Source organism: Nocardioides sp. URHA0032 (assembly GCF_000620645.1).
Lineage (GTDB): Bacteria > Actinomycetota > Actinomycetes > Propionibacteriales > Nocardioidaceae > Nocardioides.
The window spans coordinates 474,228-491,545 of record NZ_JIAV01000014.1; the positions used below are offsets into that span (position 1 = coordinate 474,228).

Consider the following 17,318-nt stretch of genomic DNA (forward strand, 5'->3'; position numbering starts at 1 on the left):
ACAACCGGTTTCTCCGTGCGACGGGGGCCGCCCTAGGATTTCTACCATGACCGAGACGCAGGCTGACCAGGTTCCCGGGACGACGACCGCTCCGCGGCGCGTCGTAGCGGTACCCGACAAGCCCGCGCTGGAGGGGCTCGAGACCGTCTGGAGCGAGCGCTGGAAGGCCGACGACACGTACGCCTTCGACCGCACGCAGCCGCGGGAGAACGTCTACGCGATCGACACGCCCCCGCCCACCGTGAGCGGCAGCCTGCACGTCGGGCACGTGTTCTCCTACACCCACACCGACCTGGTCGCGCGCTTCCAGCGGATGCGCGGCAAGTCCGTCTTCTACCCGATGGGGTGGGACGACAACGGCCTGCCGACCGAGCGCCGGGTCCAGAACTACTACGGCGTCCGGTGCGACCCGAGCCTGCCGTACGACGCGGACTTCACCCCGCCGGAGAAGCCCGACCCCAAGCGGCAGGTCCCGGTCAGCCGGCCGAACTTCGTCGAGCTCTGCGAACGCCTCGTCGAGCAGGACGAGCAGGTCTTCGAGCAGCTCTGGCGCATCCTCGGCCTCTCGGTCGACTGGAAGCAGCACTACACGACGATCGGGCCGAAGGCGCAGACCGTCAGCCAGCGCGCGTTCCTCCGCAACTTCGCCCGGGGCGAGGCCTACCTCCAGGAGGCGCCGACCCTCTGGGACGTGACGTTCCAGACGGCCGTCGCCCAGGCCGAGCTCGAGGCTCGGGAGTACGCCGGCGCCTACCACCGGGTCGCCTTCCACCGGCCGGACGGCAGTCCCGTGTTCATCGAGACCACCCGCCCCGAGCTGATCCCCAGCGTGGTCGCCCTGATCGCCCACCCCGACGACGAGCGCTACCAGCCGCTGTTCGGGAGCACCGTCACCAGCCCGGTCTTCGGCGTCGAGGTGCCGGTCCTCGCCCACCCCGCGGCCGAGATGGACAAGGGCGCCGGTATCGCGATGTGCTGCACGTTCGGTGACCTCACCGACGTCACGTGGTGGCGCGAGCTCGATCTCCCGGTCCGCACGCTGATCGGCCGCGACGGCCGGATGTCCCGCGACACCCCGGAGTGGTTGGCGCACGAGCCCGCGGCCACGGCGTACGAGGACCTCAAGGGCAAGAGCGCCTTCTCGGCCCGCGAGGCGGTCGTCTCGCAGCTGCGCGAGACAGGTGACCTGGACGGCGAGCCGACGCCGACCCGGCGGATGACGAACTTCTACGAGAAGGGCGACAAGCCGCTCGAGATCGTCGCCACCCGCCAGTGGTACATCCGCAACGGCGGCCGCGACGCCGCCCTGCGCACCGAGATGCTCGACCGCGGTGCCGAGATCCAGTGGATCCCGGCCCACATGAAGCACCGCTACGACAACTGGGTCGGCGGGCTGAACGGCGACTGGCTGATCTCGCGGCAGCGCTTCTTCGGCATCCCGTTCCCGGTCTGGTACCCGCTCGACGCCGACGGCGAGCCCGACTACGACCACCCCCTGCTCCCTCGCGAGGAGGACCTGCCGATCGACCCGTCGACGGCGGCGCCGAGCGGCTACTCCGAGGACCAGCGCGGCAAGCCGGGCGGCTTCCTCGGCGACCCGGACGTGATGGACACCTGGGCGACCTCGTCGCTGACGCCCCAGATCGCCGGGGGCTGGGAGTCCGACGACGACCTGTGGCAGCGGGTCTTCCCCATGGATCTGTGCACCCAGGCGCACGACATCATCCGCACCTGGCTGTTCTCCCGGGTGGTCCGCGCGCACTTCGAGAACGACGCCGCGCCGTGGTCGCACGCGCTGGTCTCCGGCTTCATCTTGGACCCGGACCGCAAGAAGATGTCGAAGTCCAAGGGCAACGTCGTGGTCCCGACCGAGATCCTCGACAAGTTCGGTGCGGACGCCGTCCGCTGGCGTGCCGCGATGGCCCGGCCGGGCCTGGACTCGCCGTTCGACGAGAGCCAGATGAAGGTCGGCCGCCGGCTGGCGATGAAGGTCCTCAACGCCTCCAAGTTCGTCCTCGGCGGCGTCGGCGCCACCAGCGTGAACCCGTTCGAGGTCTCCGAGCCGGTGGACTGCGCCCTGCTCGGCCGGCTCGCGGAGGTGATCACGAAGGCGACCGACGCGTTCGAGGCCTACGACTACACGACCGCGCTGGAGACCGTCGAGAAGTTCTTCTGGGAGTTCTGCGACGACTACCTCGAGCTGGTCAAGGAGCGGGCGTACGACGAGCAGGGCGGCGCCGCCACCGAGTCCGCGAAGTCGGCGCTCGCCATCGCGCTCGACGTCCAGCTGCGGCTGCTCGCGCCGTTCCTGCCGTACGTGACCGAGGAGGTCTGGTCCTGGTGGCGCTCCGGCGACGCAGCGGACTCCGCGGGGTCCCGCTCGATCCACCGGGCGACCTGGCCGACGGTGGTCGAGCTCGGGTCCGCCGCGGCGACCGAGTCCGCGACCCTGGACGCGGTCTCGGCCGCGCTGATCGGCATCCGCGGCGCCAAGTCGAACGCCAAGGTGTCGATGCGCGCCGCGCTGTCCCGGGTCGAGATCCGCGGCCCCGAGGCCATGGTCCGTGCCGCCGAGCAGGCCGCCGAGGACCTGCGCAAGACCGGCAAGATCACCGGCGACCTGGTCTTCACCCCCGACGCGTCCGCCACCGAGATCGTGGTGGCCGCGGAGCTGGCCGCGGTCGAGTAGCCGGAGGCCTCGACCTACCGCCGGGAGGGCTGGTCAGTAGTGGTGGCCGTGACCGTGCTGGTCGTGGCCGTGCTCCTGGCCGTGGCCGTGCTCGTGGCCGTGCTCGGGGCCGTGCCCCTGGTCGTGCTCGTGCTCGTCGGGGCCGTGCCCCTGGTCGTGCTCCTGGCCGTGCCCGTGCTCGTCGTGGCCACCCCACCACGGGTGCTGGCCGTGCTCGTGGCGGCCGTCGCCGCGGACCGGGTGCCCCGGGTGGCCGGGGTGTCCGTGCGTGCCCCACTCCGCCGGTGTGCCGACACCGTGGCCGCGGGCACCGTGCCCCTGAGGAGTCGTCGGGGTCGTCGGAGTCGTCGGGGTCGTCGGGGTCGTCGGTGACCCGGTCGGACCGGGCGCGCCCGGGGTGGACGCGGGGGCCGGGGCCGCCGACGGGGCCGGACCGGCCGGATCGGCAGCGACGTGCTGCGGCGAGGGAGCCGACCCGGGCTGCGGTGTGCGGTCCGGCGCGGCCGGGCCGGTGGGCGCCGGTGTCGCGACCGGGGCGGCCTCGGGCTCGCGCGCGACCGCGACGGGCTCCGGAGCCGGCTTCAGGAGGGTGGCGGTGACGACCCGCTGGCCGAGCGGCGAGCCGCCGGCGACGACGCCGGCCATGCCGTGGCGCAGCCAGCCGGGGGCGGCCTCGCTGCGGGCCGTGTGCATGAGCAGTACCAGCGAGATGACCGCGATGAGCACGAACGCCACGAGCGGGGGCTTGTGGTCGGCGAAGATCCGGGGCTTCCGTCGTGCGTTCATGGCGGGCTGAGTCTGTCGGGCGCGGACCGGCGCCGCCAAACCCGTGGCCACAAATGACTCGAAGGGACTAGACCGTCATGGCCCTAGCGGACCATGGGGTCAGGCCGACTTCTTCTTCTTCGCCTCGGACTCGCGCGGGACCAGCGTCGGGGCGACGTCATCCTCGACGACCTCGCGGGTCACGATCACCTTGCTGACGTCGCCGCGCGAGGGCACGTCGTACATCACGTAGAGGAGGACCTCCTCGATGATCGCGCGCAGGCCCCGGGCACCGGTGCCGCGCTCCATCGCCTTGTCGGCGATCGCCTCGATGGCGTCCTGGGTGAACTCCAGCTCGACGCCGTCGAGCTCGAAGAGCTTCTGGTACTGCTTGACCAGCGCGTTGCGGGGCTCGGTGAGGATCTGCACCAGTGCCTCCTGGTCGAGCTTGGAGACGCTCGCGATCAGGGGCAGCCGGCCGATGAACTCGGGGATCAGGCCGAACTTGGTGAGGTCCTCCGGGCGCACCTGCGAGAGCAGGTCCTCGGCCTCGCGCTCCGCCTTGCCGCGCACCTCCGCGGTGAAGCCGAGGGTCTTCTTGCCCACCCGCTGCTCGATGATGTGCTCGAGGCCGGAGAACGCGCCGCCGACGACGAAGAGGATGTTCGTCGTGTCGATCTGGATGAACTCCTGGTGCGGGTGCTTGCGCCCGCCCTGCGGCGGGACCGACGCGGTGGTGCCCTCGATGATCTTGAGCAGGGCCTGCTGGACACCCTCGCCCGAGACGTCGCGCGTGATCGACGGGTTCTCGGCCTTGCGGGCCACCTTGTCGATCTCGTCGATGTAGATGATGCCGGTCTCGGCCTTCTTGACATCGTAGTCGGCGGCCTGGATCAGCTTGAGGAGGATGTTCTCGACGTCCTCGCCGACGTACCCGGCCTCGGTGAGCGCGGTCGCGTCCGCGATCGCGAACGGGACGTTGAGCATCCGCGCCAGCGTCTGCGCGAGGTAGGTCTTGCCGCAGCCGGTCGGTCCGATCACGAGGATGTTGGACTTCGCGACCTCGACGACCTCCTCCTTGCTGTGCTTGCCCGACAGGGGCTGGAGGCCGGCCTGCACCCGCTTGTAGTGGTTGTACACCGCCACCGCGAGCGACTTCTTCGCCTGCTCCTGGCCGATCACGTAGGAGTTGAGGAACTCGAAGATCTCCTTCGGCTTCGGCAGCTCGTCGAGGCCGACCTCGGTGCCCTCGCTGAGCTCCTCCTCGATGATCTCGTTGCAGAGATCGATGCACTCGTCACAGATGTAGACCCCGGGACCAGCAATCAGCTTCTTGACCTGCTTCTGGCTCTTTCCGCAGAAGGAGCACTTGAGCAGGTCGCCTCCGTCACCGATACGTGCCACGGGCGGTCATCCTCCGATTGGATCGAGCAGGTCGAGCGGGTCCGGATGGTGGTGCAGACTCCTCCGACCGTACCCCGTGGCGCCCCCGGTTGGGGGCAGAGACACGAACTCCACGGGGCACGCGTACGGCGGGTCGTCAGGTGAGGGCGGGGGTGCCCTTGAGCGACTGGAGCACGGCGTCGATGAGGCCGTACTCGACCGCACCCTCCGCGGTGAGGATCTTGTCGCGCTCGATGTCGCGGCTGACCTCCTCCACGGTCCGACCGCTGTGGTCGCTGATCATCTTCTCCAGCAGCTCGCGCATCCGGAGGATCTCGTTGGCCTGGATCTCGATGTCCGAGGTCTGGCCGAAGGTGCCCTCGGTGTAGGGCTGGTGGATCAGGATGCGGCTGTTCGGCAGCGCGAGGCGCTTGCCGGGCGTCCCGGCCGCGAGCAGGATCGCGGCGGCCGAGGCGGCCTGGCCGATGCACACCGTCTGCACGTCGGGCTTGATGAACTTCATCGTGTCGTAGATCGCCGTCAGCGCGGTGAACGAGCCACCCGGGCTGTTGATGTAGATGCTGATGTCCTGGTCGGGGTTCATCGACTGCAGGCACAGCAGCTGCGCGATCACGGCGTTCGCCACGTCGTCGGAGATCGGGGTGCCGAGGTAGATGATGCGGTCCTCGAACAGCTTGGCGTAGGGGTCGATCCGGCGGAAGCCGTACGACGTGCGCTCTTCCCACTGGGGGATGTAGTAGTTCACGGGTCAGCCCTTCAGTTCTTGCCGTGGGCGGGGCGGCCGTCGTCGGCGGCCTCGCGGGCGCTCTTGATGACCTGGTCGACCAGGCCGTAGTCCTTGGCCTGGTCCGCGGTGAACCAGCGGTCCCGGTCGGCGTCGGCCTCGACCTGCTCGCGGGTCTGGCCGGTGTGCTCGGCGATCAGGTCGAGCAGCACCTGCTTGATGTGCAGGGACTGCTGGGCCTGGATCTTGATGTCCGAGGCCGAGCCGCCCATGCCGGAGGACGGCTGGTGCATCATGATCCGCGCGTGCGGGAGCGCGTACCGCTTGCCCTTGGTGCCGGCGCAGAGCAGGAACTGCCCCATCGACGCGGCGAGGCCCATGCCGACCGTGGCGACGTCGTTCGGGATGTAGTTCATGGTGTCGTAGATCGCCATGCCGGCGTCCACGGAGCCGCCCGGGCTGTTGATGTGGAGGAAGATGTCCGCCTCGGGGTCCTCCGCCGAGAGCAGCAGCAGCTGGGCACAGATCGCGTTGGCGTTCTGGTCGCGCACCTCGGAGCCGAGGAAGACGATCCGCTCGCGCAGCAGGCGCTGGTAGATGTGGTCGTCGAGGACGTTCATGCCCCCGCCGCCGTTGAGCTGGGGGCTGGAGTTCTGGGTCACGAGAGCGACCCTAGCCGTCAGGATCGACAGTTCCACGACCCAGGGGCCCCTGTTCACTCACAGCGGATTTCGGTGGCGACCCGGCTCAGGTCCCCGGTCGCGAGCCCACTGTCCGCCGGCGACCCGACGATGCAGGTGTGCTGGTGCCGCCAGATCGCGGCGACCCGGTACGTGCCCTCCTGGTAGACGTGCTGCCGACCCGCCACCAGGACGCTCCCGTCCCCGAGCCTCCGGCGGGAGCAGTCGCGCAGCTCGATCGCGTGGCCCGGCAGGTCCGGGACGCCGCGGCAGGCGTAGTAGCCGCCGTCGCGACCGGGGCACGGTCCGGAGGCCACGTCCACCGCCACTCGCGCGCCGGCGTACGTCGCGCTCGCGAGCACCCGGTGGTAGGCGGCCGGGCACTCCGGCGGGATCGGGTGCTCGACCTCGGGATCCGTCGGCACCGCACCGAGCACCTCCCCCACCTGGGCGAGCAGCGGGTGCACGGAGGTCGCCGGTGCGCCGTCCGAGGACCCTCCCGTGCAGCCGCACAGGAGGAGGATCGCCACCAGTCCCGGGACGAGCGCCCTCATGTCCCGACGGCCGCCTTCAGCCGCTCGACGGTGCGGGCCATCCCGGCCTCGAGCTCGTCCGCGTGGCCGTCACTGCCGCCGAGGAACAGCGGCGCGAACACTTTCGACAGCCCGGTGATGCCGTCCGGCACCGGCCGCCGGTGCACCACCCGGGTGCCGGCGCCCTCGGGCGACAGCTCCCAGATCCACCGCGCGCCGCTCGACCTCGTGTCCCAGGTCAGCTCCTTCCCGGGCTCGACGGCGGCGACCACGGACCGGGTCGGCCAGACGACGGCCTTGCGCCGGTTGATGCCGAGGTACCACTGCCCGACGCGCAGGCCACCGCGCTTCAGCGGCACCATCCGGACCAGCTCGGGGCTCCAGTCCGGCATCCTCGACAGGTCGGCGAGCGTCGCCCACACCTCGTCGGGCGGTGCCTCGACGTATGCCTCGGCGCGCAGCTCGCGCTGGGCACCCTGGGGGGCACTCATGCCAGCCACTCTCGCAGAGCGGCATGGATCTCGGGGTGGTTGAGCAGCCCGAAGTGGTCGGCGCGGCCCACGTGCAGCACGGTCGCGCCCGGGAACAGCCGCTGGCCGTACCGGTCCCGTCCGTACGCCGACGGCACCCGCACGAGCAGGTCGCCGACGACGTGGCCGACGGGATGCCGGGGGCGCGTGGTGACCGTGGCCGCGACCAGCCGGTACCTCGCGTGCGGCAGCGGTGGCACGTCCTCGGCCAGGCCGGCCACGAGGTCGTGCACGCCGACCGAGCGCCAGTCCAGGATCCGCCCGAACGGCGCGGTCTCCGGCAGGCGGCCGAGGCCGCGGCTGCCGTGCCCGATCCCGCGCGCGATCGGCGCGCCGAGGTGCGGGGTCCCGAGGGTGACGACGTCCGAGACCAGATCGGTCCAGGGCCGGTCGACCTCGGTGGCGACCGCACCCGCGGCCCGGACGATCAGCCCGCCCATCGAGTGCCCGACCAGGGCGACCCGGGTGACCGGCACGGGCCAGGCCTCCACGAGGTCCTGCAGCAGCGCTGACAGCGCGACGCCGTTCGCCCGGAGGCCGAGGCCGGTGTTGGCGCGCAGGAACACCGGGGTCCAGCCGCGCTCGGCGAGCATGGCGCCGTAGGTCGTCCCGGTCTTCTCGCGGCCGCGGTTCCAGTAGGCCTCGGTCTCGCACAGCCCGTGGAGGAAGACCGCCACCCGCCCGGTGGCGTCCGGGAAGGCGGTGTCCAGCTCGGTCATCGCGATGTCGCGCCCGCCGGACCGCACGGCCATCCGGATCGCCATCCGCGGCCGCTCCTCCGCGAGCCGGTCGCCGATCAGGCCGTTGACCGCCGAGCTCACGAACCGGCCGCGCGGCCCGTCCTCGAGCCGCGGGCCCACTCCGGTGTCCGCCGCCTTGCCGAGGCCGTACGACGCGGCGCGGAGCCCCAGCCCGAGCCCGGCGCACACCGCGGTGGTGATGCCGCGGCCGGGATAGCCGCCGAACCGGTCGGCCCACGCGTCGTGGGTGTCACGGACGCTGCGCACCACGAGGCCGTCGGCCACCTCGGAGAGCAGCGAGAACGCATCGAGGTAGGTGGGCCCGGTCCGGGTGCTCATGGCGCTGATGCTAGTCACCTGGGTGAACAGTCGTACACCATGACGGCGTGACCGTACGCGTGTCGCCACCGCGCCGCGTCGTACGCCCGGTCCACCCGCGACCGGCCGGGCTCACGCCTCGGTAGCGGTCTCCTCGACCTCCGCACCGGCGGCGGCCTCGGGGGCCTCCTCGGAGGCGGTCTCGTCCTCGGGCTCGCCGATGGTGCCGTCCGGGCGCAGGTTCTTCAGCTCGAGCACGTTGCCGGAGGCGTCCTTGACCACCGCGGCCTCGACGATGCGCGCCAAGGCCTTGCCGCGCAGGATCTCCTGCACGAGCTCGGGGATGTGGTTGTGCTCGAACATGTGGTTCGCGAACTCCTGCGGGTCCTGGCCGGACTGCTGGGCGCGCCGCACGAGGTGCTCGGAGAGCTCGGCCTGGTCGATGCCGAACTCCTCCTTCTTGGCGATCTCGTCGAGGATGAACTGGGCGGCGACCGCATCGCGGACCCGGCGGTCGAGGTCGGCCTCGAACTCCTCCTGGGTCTGCTTCTCGTCCTCGAGGTACTTCTCCATGGTGATCCCGGCGAACGCCAGCTGCTGCTCGATGTTGCGGCGACGCGCGTTGAGCTCGTCGGTCACCACGACCTCCGGCAGCGGGATCTCGACCTTCTCCAGCAGGGCCTCGAGGACCGCGTCGCGGGCAGCGGCGGCCTGCTCGAGGCGCTTGCCGCGGCCGAGGCGCTCGCGCACGTCGGCGGTGAGCTCGTCGACGGTGTCGAACTCCGACGCCATCTGCGCGAACTCGTCGTCGAGCTCGGGGAGCTCCTGCTCCTGCACCTGGGAGACCTTGACCTGGACCTCGACGTCCTCGCCGAACAGGTCGCCACCGACCAGCTGCGAGGTGAAGGTCTTGTCGTCGCCGGCGGCCATGCCGACCAGCGCCTCGTCGAGGCCGTCGAGCATGCCGCCCCGGCCGACGCGGTACGACATGCCGCTGACCTCGGCACCCTCGACGGGCTCGCCGTCCCTGGTCGCGACCAGGTCCATGACGACGAAGTCGCCGTCGGCGGCCGGCCGCTCGACGTCGATCAGGGTGGCGAACCGCTCGCGCAGCGCCTCGACCTGCTCCTCGACGTCGGCGTCGGTGAGCTCGACGTCCTCGACCTCGGCCTCGACGCCGTCGTACTCCGGCAGCGTGATCTCGGGGCGGATGTCGACCTCGGCGGTGAACTCCAGGGTGTCGTTGTCCTCGAACTTCGTCACCTCGATCTCCGGCTGCGCGAGCGGCTGGAGGGAGTTCGCCTCGAGCGCCTCGACGTACTTCTGCGGGACCACCTCGTTGATGGCCTGGTCGAGCACCGCGCCGCGGCCCACCTGGCGGTCGATCACGGCCGGCGGGACCTTGCCGCGACGGAAGCCGGGGACGTTGATCTGCTTGGCAATCTGCTTGTACGCCGCGTCGAGGCTCGGCTTGAGCTCCTCGAAGGGCACCTCGACGGTCAGCTTGGCCCGGGTCGGGCTCAAGGTCTCGACGGCGCTCTTCACAGGTCTTCTCCTAGATCGTTCTGGGGGTGGGTGGTGCAGTCGGGGCGACAGGACTCGAACCTGCGATCTCCTGCTCCCAAAGCAGGCGCGCTAGCCACTACGCTACGCCCCGCCAAGGCCCCGTCCTCCGGGCCCTTGGAGCGGATGACGGGAATCGAACCCGCGTAGCCAGTTTGGAAGACTGGGGCTCTACCATTGAGCTACATCCGCGCACGCTCGACCGCTCGTGATCCCGGACGAGTGCGGGAGTCATGGTGCCACACCACGGCGGGCGCCCATGAATCAGCGCCCACTCTCACCGTCGGTGGATCAGCACCAGCGCCCGGTCGTCGTTCTCCGAGCCCAGCGCCTCGACGAGCCGGTCGGCGCCGCCGTCGAAGTTGCCGCGCAGCAGCTGCTCGGCCTGGCCGAGCATCCGGTCGATGCCGAGCCCGATGTCGCGGCGCGGGGTCTCGACCATGCCGTCGGTGTAGAGCAGCAGCGCGTCGCCGCGCCGGAGCTGCCCGGTGGCGACCGTGAACTCGGCGTCCTCGATCAGCCCGAGCACCGGGCCCTCGGCCTCGTGCACGGTCCACCGGCCGACGCCCGCGGTCAGCTGCGCGGCGGGCGGGTGCCCTGCGGTGCGGACCTCGAACTCCCCGGTCGCCACGTCCAGGGAGAGGTGGATCGCGGTGGCGAAGCCCTCCGCCCAGTCCTGCCTGAACAGGTAGTCGTTCGCGGCCGGGAGGAAGTCGGCCGGCGGCAGCGCGCCGAGCAGGCCACCGAAGGCACCGGACAGGAGGAGCGCACGGGTGCCCGCCTGCTCACCCTTGCCCGACACGTCGACGACGGCCATCTCGACGCGGGTCGAGTGCCGGGGACGGGTGGCGACGACGAAGTCGCCGGCGAACGGCGTGCCTCCGGCGGACCGCAGCGCGGTCTCGGCCAGCCAGTCGTCCGGCAGCACCGGCACCCCGCCCTGGTTGAGGATCCGGTCACGCAGGTCGACCAGCATCGACTCGCCCATCGCACCCGCGACACCGAGCGTTGAGCGGCGGAAGGAGGTCACCAGCACGATGAAGCACAGCAGGAACAGGACGGCGATCGCGAAGACCGTGCGCCGGGAGATGTCCGTCTGCCGCCCGATGGTGACCATCAGCATCAGCATCAGGAAGACCACGAACCACGGCAGCTGTCGCGGGCTGATCAGCAGGCTGCCCAGCAGCAGCGGCACCATCAGCACGGTCAGCGCCACGGTGTCCGGCCACGCCAGCACGGCCGCCGTGAGCAGCACCGTGAGCGCCACGAGCATGATCAGCGTGCGGTTGTGCCGCGGAAGGCGACGTCGCAGCGCGCGGCTGAGACCGTGCGGGCGAGCCGTCATGCAACGTTCCTCCGGGTCGGTGGCGGCCTCACTGTAGCGACCGGGAACGGAACCTGCGCTGGCATCCGGGACACCAGAACAGGTTTCTTCCCTGGAGCTCGGTGGTGCGGATCGTCGCACCGCAGACGTGGCAGGGCTGGCCGGTGCGCCGGTAGACGTAGACCTCGCCGCCGTGGTCGTCCCTGCGCGGCGGCCGACCCATCGCCTCGGGGGTGTGCTCGGGTCGCACGGTGTCGATGCGCCCGGTCCGCACGCCCTCGCGCATCAGCTCGGCCAGGTCGGTCCACATCGCCTGCCACTGGCCGCGGCGCAGCGTGCTGCCCGGGCGCATCGGGTCCAGCCGGTGCCGGAACAGCAGCTCGGCGCGGTACACGTTCCCGACCCCGGCGACAACGGCCTGGTCCATGAGCAGCCCGCCGAGCGGCGCCCGGCTGCGGCGGATCCGCTCCCACGCCCGGTCGGGCTCGGCGTCGTCGCGCAGCGGGTCCGGGCCGGAGCGCGCGACGACCGCGTCGCGCTGCTCCGCCGTCACGAGCTCGCAGGTGGTCGCGCCCCGGAGGTCGGCGTACGAGCCGTCACCCACGAGGCGGAGCCGCACCTGCCCGACCGGGGGCGGGACCTCGTCGACGCGGTCGTGGACGTCGAAGGTGCCGTACAGGCCCAGGTGGACGTGCACGAACCGCTCACCGGCGAAGGCGATGAACAGGTGCTTGCCCCACGCCTCGGCTCCCTCGAGGACCTGCCCGTCGACCAGGGCGGCCGAGTCGGCGAACCGGCCCTGCGGACTGCTCGCGCGCACGACGCGTCCCGCGAAGGTCGTGGCCAGCTCGTCGGCGAGGCGGTGGAGAGTGTGCCCCTCCGGCATCTCTAGGCGTCGCCCGCGGACGCCGGCAGCGGGGGCAGCTCGCCGGTCTGCTCGTACGTCGACAGCTGCCCGATCCGCCGGACATGCCGCTCCTCGTCGCTGAACGGCTCGGCCAGGAAGACCTCGACGAAGCGGGTCATGTCCTCCAGCGAGTGCATCCGGCCGCCGACGGAGACGACGTTGGCGTCGTTGTGCTGCCGGGCCAGCCGGGCGGTCTCCTCGGACCAGACGAGCGCGGCGCGCACGCCCCTCACCTTGTTCGCGGCGATCTGCTCGCCGTTCCCGGACCCGCCGATCACGACCCCCAGGCTGTCCAGCCCGGCGGCACGGTCCTCGGCGACGGCCTCCGCGGTCCGCAGGCAGAACACCGGGTAGTCGTCCAGCGCGTCGTAGCGGACCGGGCCGTGGTCGACGGGCTCGTAGCCGTGCTCGGTGAGCCAGCGGGTCAGGTGGTCCTTGAGGTCGAGTCCGGCATGGTCGCAGCCGAGGTGCACGCGCATGCGGACATCTTCTCAGCCGTGCCGGTCAGGCGTGCAGCCGGAGGAATCCGGCGACCTGCCGCACCGCGGGCTCGGCCGACGGGAACGCCTGGGGGTGCCGCCAGAACCCGTGCAGCTGCCCGAGGTAGCGCGTCGCCGTCACCTCGCCGCCGGCCGCCGCGATCCGCCGGGCGAGCTCTTCGCCCTCGTCGCGCAGCGGGTCGTGCTCCGCGGTGACGACCAGGGTGGGCGGCAGCGTCCCGAGCCGGTCCGACAGCAGGGGGGCCAGGTCCGGGTCCGTCCGGTCCGCGGCGGTCGCGTACTGCTCCCAGTACCACGCGGCCTCGCGCGGGTCGAAGCCGTCGGCAGCGGTCGTGTACGACTCGAAGCCCGCGGTCGGGTCGAGGAACGGGTAGACCAGCGCGAGTGCGGCGTACCGGCCGGGATGGCGGAGCGTGTCGACGAGCGCGAGGTTGCCGCCCGCGCTGTCGCCGTGGGCGAGCAGCGGACCACCGAGGTGGTGCCGCGCCCACTCCCCCGCGACCGCGACGTCGTCGACGGCGGCGGGGAACCGGTGCTCGGGCGGCCGGCGGAAGTCGACGCTCAGGACCCGCAGCCCGCTCCGGTTCGCGAGCCGGCGCGCGGCCGCGTCGTGCACCTCGACGTCGTTGAAGACGAACCCGCCGCCGTGGACGTGCACGATGCCGCCCGCACCGGCACCGGCGGGGGTGTAGAGGCGGGCGGGTACGCCGTCCGCGTCGACGTCGGCGACCTCGGCGACCTCCTCGCGCGGCTCCTGCGCGGCCGCCGCCTGCGCCTGCTCACGGGCTCCGGCGACGTCGTAGCCGTCGGTCCACACGGGGGTCTCGCCGGCGGCTGCCTCGAGGGCGCGCCGGGACTCGGGAAAGAGCATGCACAGACGCTAGTCCGCGGAGAGGATGGCCTCGTGACGTTTCTCGGCTGGTGTGTGCTCGGCCTGGTCTTCGTCGACGAGGTCATCGCGCTGATCGCGTTCGCCCTCTGGGGCTACGAGCAGGACCCGTGGTGGGTGTGGGTATGGTTGCTGCCGGTGCTCGCCATGCAGGCGTGGTTCTGGTTCGCCTCACCCAGGGCGCGCTACGGCGGCCCGGTCCTCCGCCCGCTCGTCAAGGTCCTCGTGTTCGGTCTCGCGGCGTGGGCGCTCTGGGACCTCGGCCACCCCACCGAGGCGATCGGCTTCCTGGTGTTCTCGGTCGCGGTCAACGCGATCGCCCAGGTCCCCGGGATCGCGGCGCTCGCCGAACAGGGTCAGAGTCGCGAGCCGTAGGTCTCGACGGCGTTGTCGACGCTGACCCGCTCCCGGATCCCGGCCGGCAGCGCGGTGAGCGCGTGCCGCGGGTCGTCGAAGTCCCAGTGCGGGTAGTCGGAGCTGAACATCAGCGTCCGCTCGGCCTGGGCGATCTCGCACAGCACGTGCAGGTGGTGGCGGCGGCGCGGCTCGGGCAGCGGCTGCGTGGTGAAGCGGACGTGGTCCGCGACGTACTCGCTCGGCAGCCGCTTGATCCACGGCACCTCGTCGCGCAGGCCCTTCACGTTCTTGTCCAGCCGCCAGATCACGTCCGGGATCCAGCCCAGCCCGCCCTCGGTCATGATCACCTTGAGGTTCGGGAAGCGCTCGAAGACCCCGTGGCAGATCAGGCTGATCACGTTGGCCTGGAAGACCTGGCTCAGGCCCGTGTGCCACTCGACGTAGTAGGTCGGGGTCCCGCCGGCCATCGGCGGCGACGTGCGGAAGATCCCCTCACCGGAGTTCGGGTGCACCGTGATCGGCAGCCCCAGCTCGGCGGCCGCCTCGTAGATCGGGTAGTAGTGCCGCTGCCCCATCAAGATGTTGGTGAGCGGGAGCAGCACGGCCACGAACCGCTCGTCGGCGCCGGCCCGCCGGATCTCGGCCGCCGCCAGCTGCGGATCCTGGGCCCCCACCACGAGGTTGCCCCGGTACCGATCGTCCGCACCGAGCCAGGTGGCGGCCAGCCAGTCGTTGTACGCCGACGCGATGATCGCCGCGGCGTCCGGGTCCGGCATCGCGCCGAGGCCGAGGACCTCCCCGCCGATCAGCACGGCCCGGTCGATCCCGTTGCCGTCCAGCAGCTGCTGCGCCGTGAACGCCGGGTCCGCACCGGGCGCCGAGCCGTCGGGCGCCCTCGCGTCGTCGCGCAGCACCCCGGCCTGGTTGACGTACAGCATGTTCCGCGGGACCGAGACGGCCTCGCGGTGGCCCACCGTCGTCAGGTTGCGCCGCTCGTCCAGGCCCAGCCGGCGCTGGCCCTCGCGGGACAGGTACGGCCGCAGCTCGGCCATCCCGCCCTTCATGATCGGGTGCACGTCGCAGTCCACCAGCCGGTAGCGGCTGCGCTGGTCGTCGTCGACGGTCGGGGAGGTCAGCAGGTCGGTCATGGGGTGGGCTCCTGTGCGGACAACCGTTGCGGGGACGGCCCGGAACCGTCAGAGTCATGCATAGCAAATCGTTTGGCTCCGCGATAGGTCCGCGCCAGGAGGTTCCCCGTGGAAGTTCGGATCGGCTCCGTCGACGACGTACGCCGGGAGGGCTGCCGGATCGTCGAGGTCCACGGCCGCCCGGTCGGCGTGATCAGCGTCGGGGACGAGTTCTTTGCCGTCCACGACCGCTGCCCGCACATGGGCGCCTCGATGTGCACCGGCTCGTTGAGCGGCACCTTCCTGCCGGCCGAGCCGCACGAGCTCGTCTACGGACGCGACGACCGGGTGATCCGCTGCCCCTGGCACGGCTGGGAGTTCGACCTGGAGACCGGCCGGTCCCTGCTCGAACCGGAGCGGGTCGGCCTGCGGACCTATCGCGTGACCCAGGAGGGCGACGAGGTCGTCCTCCACGCGTGACGGACGCGAGGATCCCGGTGCTCAAGAACATCGACCCCCTCCTCGACGCCGCGCTGCTCGGCCACCTCGCCGCGATGGGGCACGGGGACGTGCTGGCGATCGTCGACCGCAACTACCCGGCGGCGTCGACCGCCCGTCGGCTGGTCAGCCTGCCCGGGGTGGACGTCCCCACGGCCGCGCGGGCGATCCTGTCGGTCCTCCCCGTCGACACCTTCGTCGAGCCGGCCGTCCTCCGGATGGGCGCCGTCGGCGAGGAGGGCGTCGTCCAGGAGGTCCATGCCGACCTGCAGGCGGTGGTCGACGAGGCCGAGGGACGCCCCGTCCCGTCGGCCCCGGTCGAGCGCTTCGAGTTCTACCGCCGCGCGGCCGCGGCGTACGTCGTGGTCGCCACGACCGAGGCCCGGCCCTACGGCTGCTTCCTCCTCACCAAGGGCGTCGTCTGAATTTCAGCCCTTGGGGGTCTTGCGCGGGCGGCGCGCCCGGCCTACGTTCGTGCCAATCGATTTGCGTGACTCTCGTCACACAGCGCCGTACAGGGCCGGTCGGGACGGCCCGCCACTCCGAGGAGCCGCCATGAACGACACCCCCTCCGTCGCCCGCCGTTCCCTGCTCCTGGGCGCGGCTGGAGCCGCCGCCGGCCTGGCCACCGTGGGGCTGCCGGAAGCCGGTGCGCTCGCCGCCGGGGCGCTGTCGCCCGCCCGGACCGTGGACGCCACCGGCCGTCCGCCGCTGTGGCGCCAGGCCGAGAACAAGGGCATCGTCTTCGGGTCGTCGATCGCGACCTGGCAGCTGGACAAGCGCTACCCCCACCTGTTCGCGCGGGAGGCCGGCCTGCTGTTCACCGAGGACGACCTGCTCTGGTACCAGCTCAAGCCGACGCCCGACTCTCGACTCAACTTCGGGCCGGGCGACCAGATCATCGCCTTCGCCGAGCAGCACCGCCAGCTCACCATCGGAGCCCATCTCGCCTGGGACGAGGGCTTCGGCGACGGCTGGTCCGACGACGACCTGTGGGGCCTCAGCCGGAAGAAGGCCCGCAAGCTGCTCTACAGCGTGATCGGCCGCGAGGTCCGGCACTACCGGGGCCGGATGAACGGCTGGATCGTCGCCAACGAGGTCACCGATCCCTACGACGCCGACAAGCACGGCTTCCGCACCAACGTGCCGTGGTACAACACGATCGGCCCCGGCTACATCGCCGAGTCCTTCCACATCACCCGGGAGCAGGACCCGAAGGCGCTGCGGATCATCAACGAGTTCGGCTTCGAGACCGTCAACGAGTGGGGTGACCGTGCCGAGCCGCGTCGTCGTGCCTTCCTCAAGGCGCTGGACCGGCTGCACCACGTGGGCGCGCCGGTCCAGGCGGTCGGCATCCAGGGACACCTGCTCGCTGACGGCTTCGGCCACAAGTTCCACGAGCGCGGCTACCGGGCGTTCCTGCGCGACATCGCGGACCGCGGGCTGCACATCCTGGTCACCGAGCTGGACGTCCTCGACGACGGGCTGCCCAAGGCCTTCGAGCCGCGCGACCGGATGGTCGCCGACGTCTACCGTCGCTACCTCGACGTGACGCTCGATGAGAAGGCCGTGAAGGTGGTCAACGCGTTCGGGCTGACCGACCGCTACACCTGGCTCGACGAGGACCGACCGCGCGAGGACGGCAGCCACCGCCGGCCGCTTGCCTTCGACCGGAGCATGAAGCCGAAGCCGGCGTACTACGCGATCAGCCACGCGTTCCGGCACGCGCCGCACCGCCACCAGCTCTGGAGGCTGAAGAAGGGCCAGTAG

Annotated in this window: 18 protein-coding genes and 2 tRNA genes; 5 read left to right on the forward strand and 15 right to left on the reverse strand. The window is 71.4% G+C overall.

Translation table 11 applies throughout. The annotated features are described in order from the left end of the window. Positions 1-46 precede the first annotated feature (46 nt). Entirely contained in the window at positions 47-2,689 is a 2,643-nt protein-coding gene (gene valS, locus N538_RS0104305) for a valine--tRNA ligase (RefSeq protein ID WP_028636278.1), read from the forward strand. 33 nt (positions 2,690-2,722) lie between these two features. Here the strand turns inward: valS and N538_RS0104310 are convergent, their stop codons facing one another. The 14 genes from N538_RS0104310 to N538_RS0104375 all read right to left on the reverse strand — a co-directional run bounded on the left by N538_RS0104310 (position 2,723) and on the right by N538_RS0104375 (position 13,548). Next, positions 2,723-3,475, reverse strand: coding sequence for a hypothetical protein (locus N538_RS0104310; protein ID WP_028636279.1), 753 nt, complete (start codon positions 3,473-3,475; stop codon positions 2,723-2,725). A 99-nt stretch (positions 3,476-3,574) separates the two neighbouring features. Then, complete coding sequence (clpX, locus tag N538_RS0104315) at positions 3,575-4,858, reverse strand: ATP-dependent Clp protease ATP-binding subunit ClpX (RefSeq protein ID WP_028636280.1); 1,284 nt, start codon at positions 4,856-4,858, stop codon at positions 3,575-3,577. 136 nt (positions 4,859-4,994) lie between these two features. Continuing rightward, positions 4,995-5,603: an ATP-dependent Clp protease proteolytic subunit gene (locus N538_RS0104320; RefSeq protein ID WP_028636281.1), complete on the reverse strand. Its 609-nt coding sequence runs from the start codon at positions 5,601-5,603 to the stop codon at positions 4,995-4,997. 11 nt (positions 5,604-5,614) lie between these two features. Further along, complete coding sequence (locus tag N538_RS0104325; RefSeq protein ID WP_051548769.1) at positions 5,615-6,202, reverse strand: ATP-dependent Clp protease proteolytic subunit; 588 nt, start codon at positions 6,200-6,202, stop codon at positions 5,615-5,617. 95 nt (positions 6,203-6,297) lie between these two features. Then, positions 6,298-6,816, reverse strand: coding sequence for a hypothetical protein (locus tag N538_RS0104330; RefSeq protein WP_155991957.1), 519 nt, complete (start codon positions 6,814-6,816; stop codon positions 6,298-6,300). Further along, a complete protein-coding gene (locus N538_RS0104335; protein WP_028636284.1) occupies positions 6,813-7,286 on the reverse strand; it encodes an SRPBCC family protein in 474 nt (157 codons plus the stop codon). The genes N538_RS0104330 and N538_RS0104335 overlap by 4 nt, the downstream gene beginning before the upstream one ends. Continuing rightward, positions 7,283-8,404, reverse strand: coding sequence for a PGAP1-like alpha/beta domain-containing protein (locus tag N538_RS23805; RefSeq protein ID WP_051548711.1), 1,122 nt, complete (start codon positions 8,402-8,404; stop codon positions 7,283-7,285). Before N538_RS23805 ends, N538_RS0104335 begins: the two co-directional genes overlap by 4 nt. Before the next feature lie 111 nt (positions 8,405-8,515). Then, positions 8,516-9,928, reverse strand: coding sequence for a trigger factor (tig, locus tag N538_RS23810; RefSeq protein WP_036569333.1), 1,413 nt, complete (start codon positions 9,926-9,928; stop codon positions 8,516-8,518). Between the two features lie 39 nt (positions 9,929-9,967). After that, positions 9,968-10,040: transfer RNA gene (locus N538_RS0104350), tRNA-Pro, on the reverse strand. Positions 10,041-10,064: 24 nt separating this feature from the next. Next, positions 10,065-10,138 (reverse strand) — tRNA-Gly (locus N538_RS0104355). An 85-nt stretch (positions 10,139-10,223) separates the two neighbouring features. Continuing rightward, on the reverse strand, positions 10,224-11,291 hold the full coding sequence (locus N538_RS0104360) for a PP2C family protein-serine/threonine phosphatase (protein ID WP_028636285.1): 1,068 nt from the start codon (positions 11,289-11,291) through the stop codon (positions 10,224-10,226). A 28-nt stretch (positions 11,292-11,319) separates the two neighbouring features. Continuing rightward, complete coding sequence (locus N538_RS0104365; RefSeq protein WP_028636286.1) at positions 11,320-12,156, reverse strand: Fpg/Nei family DNA glycosylase; 837 nt, start codon at positions 12,154-12,156, stop codon at positions 11,320-11,322. A gap of 2 nt (positions 12,157-12,158) precedes the next feature. Further along, positions 12,159-12,656: a ribose-5-phosphate isomerase gene (locus N538_RS0104370; protein WP_028636287.1), complete on the reverse strand. Its 498-nt coding sequence runs from the start codon at positions 12,654-12,656 to the stop codon at positions 12,159-12,161. A 25-nt stretch (positions 12,657-12,681) separates the two neighbouring features. Next, a complete protein-coding gene (locus N538_RS0104375; RefSeq protein WP_028636288.1) occupies positions 12,682-13,548 on the reverse strand; it encodes an alpha/beta hydrolase in 867 nt (288 codons plus the stop codon). Between the two features lie 33 nt (positions 13,549-13,581). On the opposite strand from N538_RS0104375, the gene N538_RS28850 reads away from it, so the two are divergent. Further along, on the forward strand, positions 13,582-13,941 hold the full coding sequence (locus N538_RS28850) for a YrdB family protein (RefSeq protein ID WP_197025226.1): 360 nt from the start codon (positions 13,582-13,584) through the stop codon (positions 13,939-13,941). Here N538_RS28850 and N538_RS0104385 read toward each other — a convergent pair. Further along, a complete protein-coding gene (locus N538_RS0104385; RefSeq protein WP_051548715.1) occupies positions 13,923-15,071 on the reverse strand; it encodes an amidohydrolase family protein in 1,149 nt (382 codons plus the stop codon). The two genes, N538_RS28850 and N538_RS0104385, sit on opposite strands and share 19 nt — an antisense overlap. Before the next feature lie 108 nt (positions 15,072-15,179). On the opposite strand from N538_RS0104385, the gene N538_RS0104390 reads away from it, so the two are divergent. The 3 genes from N538_RS0104390 (at position 15,180) to N538_RS23820 (ending at position 17,318) form a co-directional block, all read left to right on the forward strand. Beyond that, positions 15,180-15,530, forward strand: coding sequence for a Rieske (2Fe-2S) protein (locus tag N538_RS0104390; RefSeq protein ID WP_028636290.1), 351 nt, complete (start codon positions 15,180-15,182; stop codon positions 15,528-15,530). Beyond that, on the forward strand, positions 15,527-15,973 hold the full coding sequence (locus tag N538_RS0104395) for an RbsD/FucU family protein (RefSeq protein ID WP_197025227.1): 447 nt from the start codon (positions 15,527-15,529) through the stop codon (positions 15,971-15,973). Before N538_RS0104390 ends, N538_RS0104395 begins: the two co-directional genes overlap by 4 nt. 130 nt (positions 15,974-16,103) lie before the next feature. Beyond that, the gene (locus tag N538_RS23820) at positions 16,104-17,318 is read left to right on the forward strand and encodes an endo-1,4-beta-xylanase (RefSeq protein WP_051548717.1); all 1,215 of its coding nucleotides are present in this window, start codon (positions 16,104-16,106) and stop codon (positions 17,316-17,318) included.

Coding starts and splice junctions, on each gene's coding strand:
- valS (WP_028636278.1), top strand. CDS start 47: ATGACCGAGACGCAGGCTGACCAGGTTCCCGGGACGACGACCGCTCCG.
- N538_RS0104310 (WP_028636279.1), bottom strand. CDS start 3,475: ATGAACGCACGACGGAAGCCCCGGATCTTCGCCGACCACAAGCCCCCG.
- N538_RS0104325 (WP_051548769.1), bottom strand. CDS start 6,202: ATGAACGTCCTCGACGACCACATCTACCAGCGCCTGCTGCGCGAGCGG.
- N538_RS0104330 (WP_155991957.1), bottom strand. CDS start 6,816: ATGAGGGCGCTCGTCCCGGGACTGGTGGCGATCCTCCTCCTGTGCGGC.
- N538_RS0104335 (WP_028636284.1), bottom strand. CDS start 7,286: ATGAGTGCCCCCCAGGGTGCCCAGCGCGAGCTGCGCGCCGAGGCATAC.
- N538_RS23805 (WP_051548711.1), bottom strand. CDS start 8,404: ATGAGCACCCGGACCGGGCCCACCTACCTCGATGCGTTCTCGCTGCTC.
- N538_RS0104360 (WP_028636285.1), bottom strand. CDS start 11,291: ATGACGGCTCGCCCGCACGGTCTCAGCCGCGCGCTGCGACGTCGCCTT.
- N538_RS0104365 (WP_028636286.1), bottom strand. CDS start 12,156: ATGCCGGAGGGGCACACTCTCCACCGCCTCGCCGACGAGCTGGCCACG.
- N538_RS0104370 (WP_028636287.1), bottom strand. CDS start 12,656: ATGCGCGTGCACCTCGGCTGCGACCATGCCGGACTCGACCTCAAGGAC.
- N538_RS0104375 (WP_028636288.1), bottom strand. CDS start 13,548: ATGCTCTTTCCCGAGTCCCGGCGCGCCCTCGAGGCAGCCGCCGGCGAG.
- N538_RS0104385 (WP_051548715.1), bottom strand. CDS start 15,071: ATGACCGACCTGCTGACCTCCCCGACCGTCGACGACGACCAGCGCAGC.
- N538_RS23820 (WP_051548717.1), top strand. CDS start 16,104: ATGAACGACACCCCCTCCGTCGCCCGCCGTTCCCTGCTCCTGGGCGCG.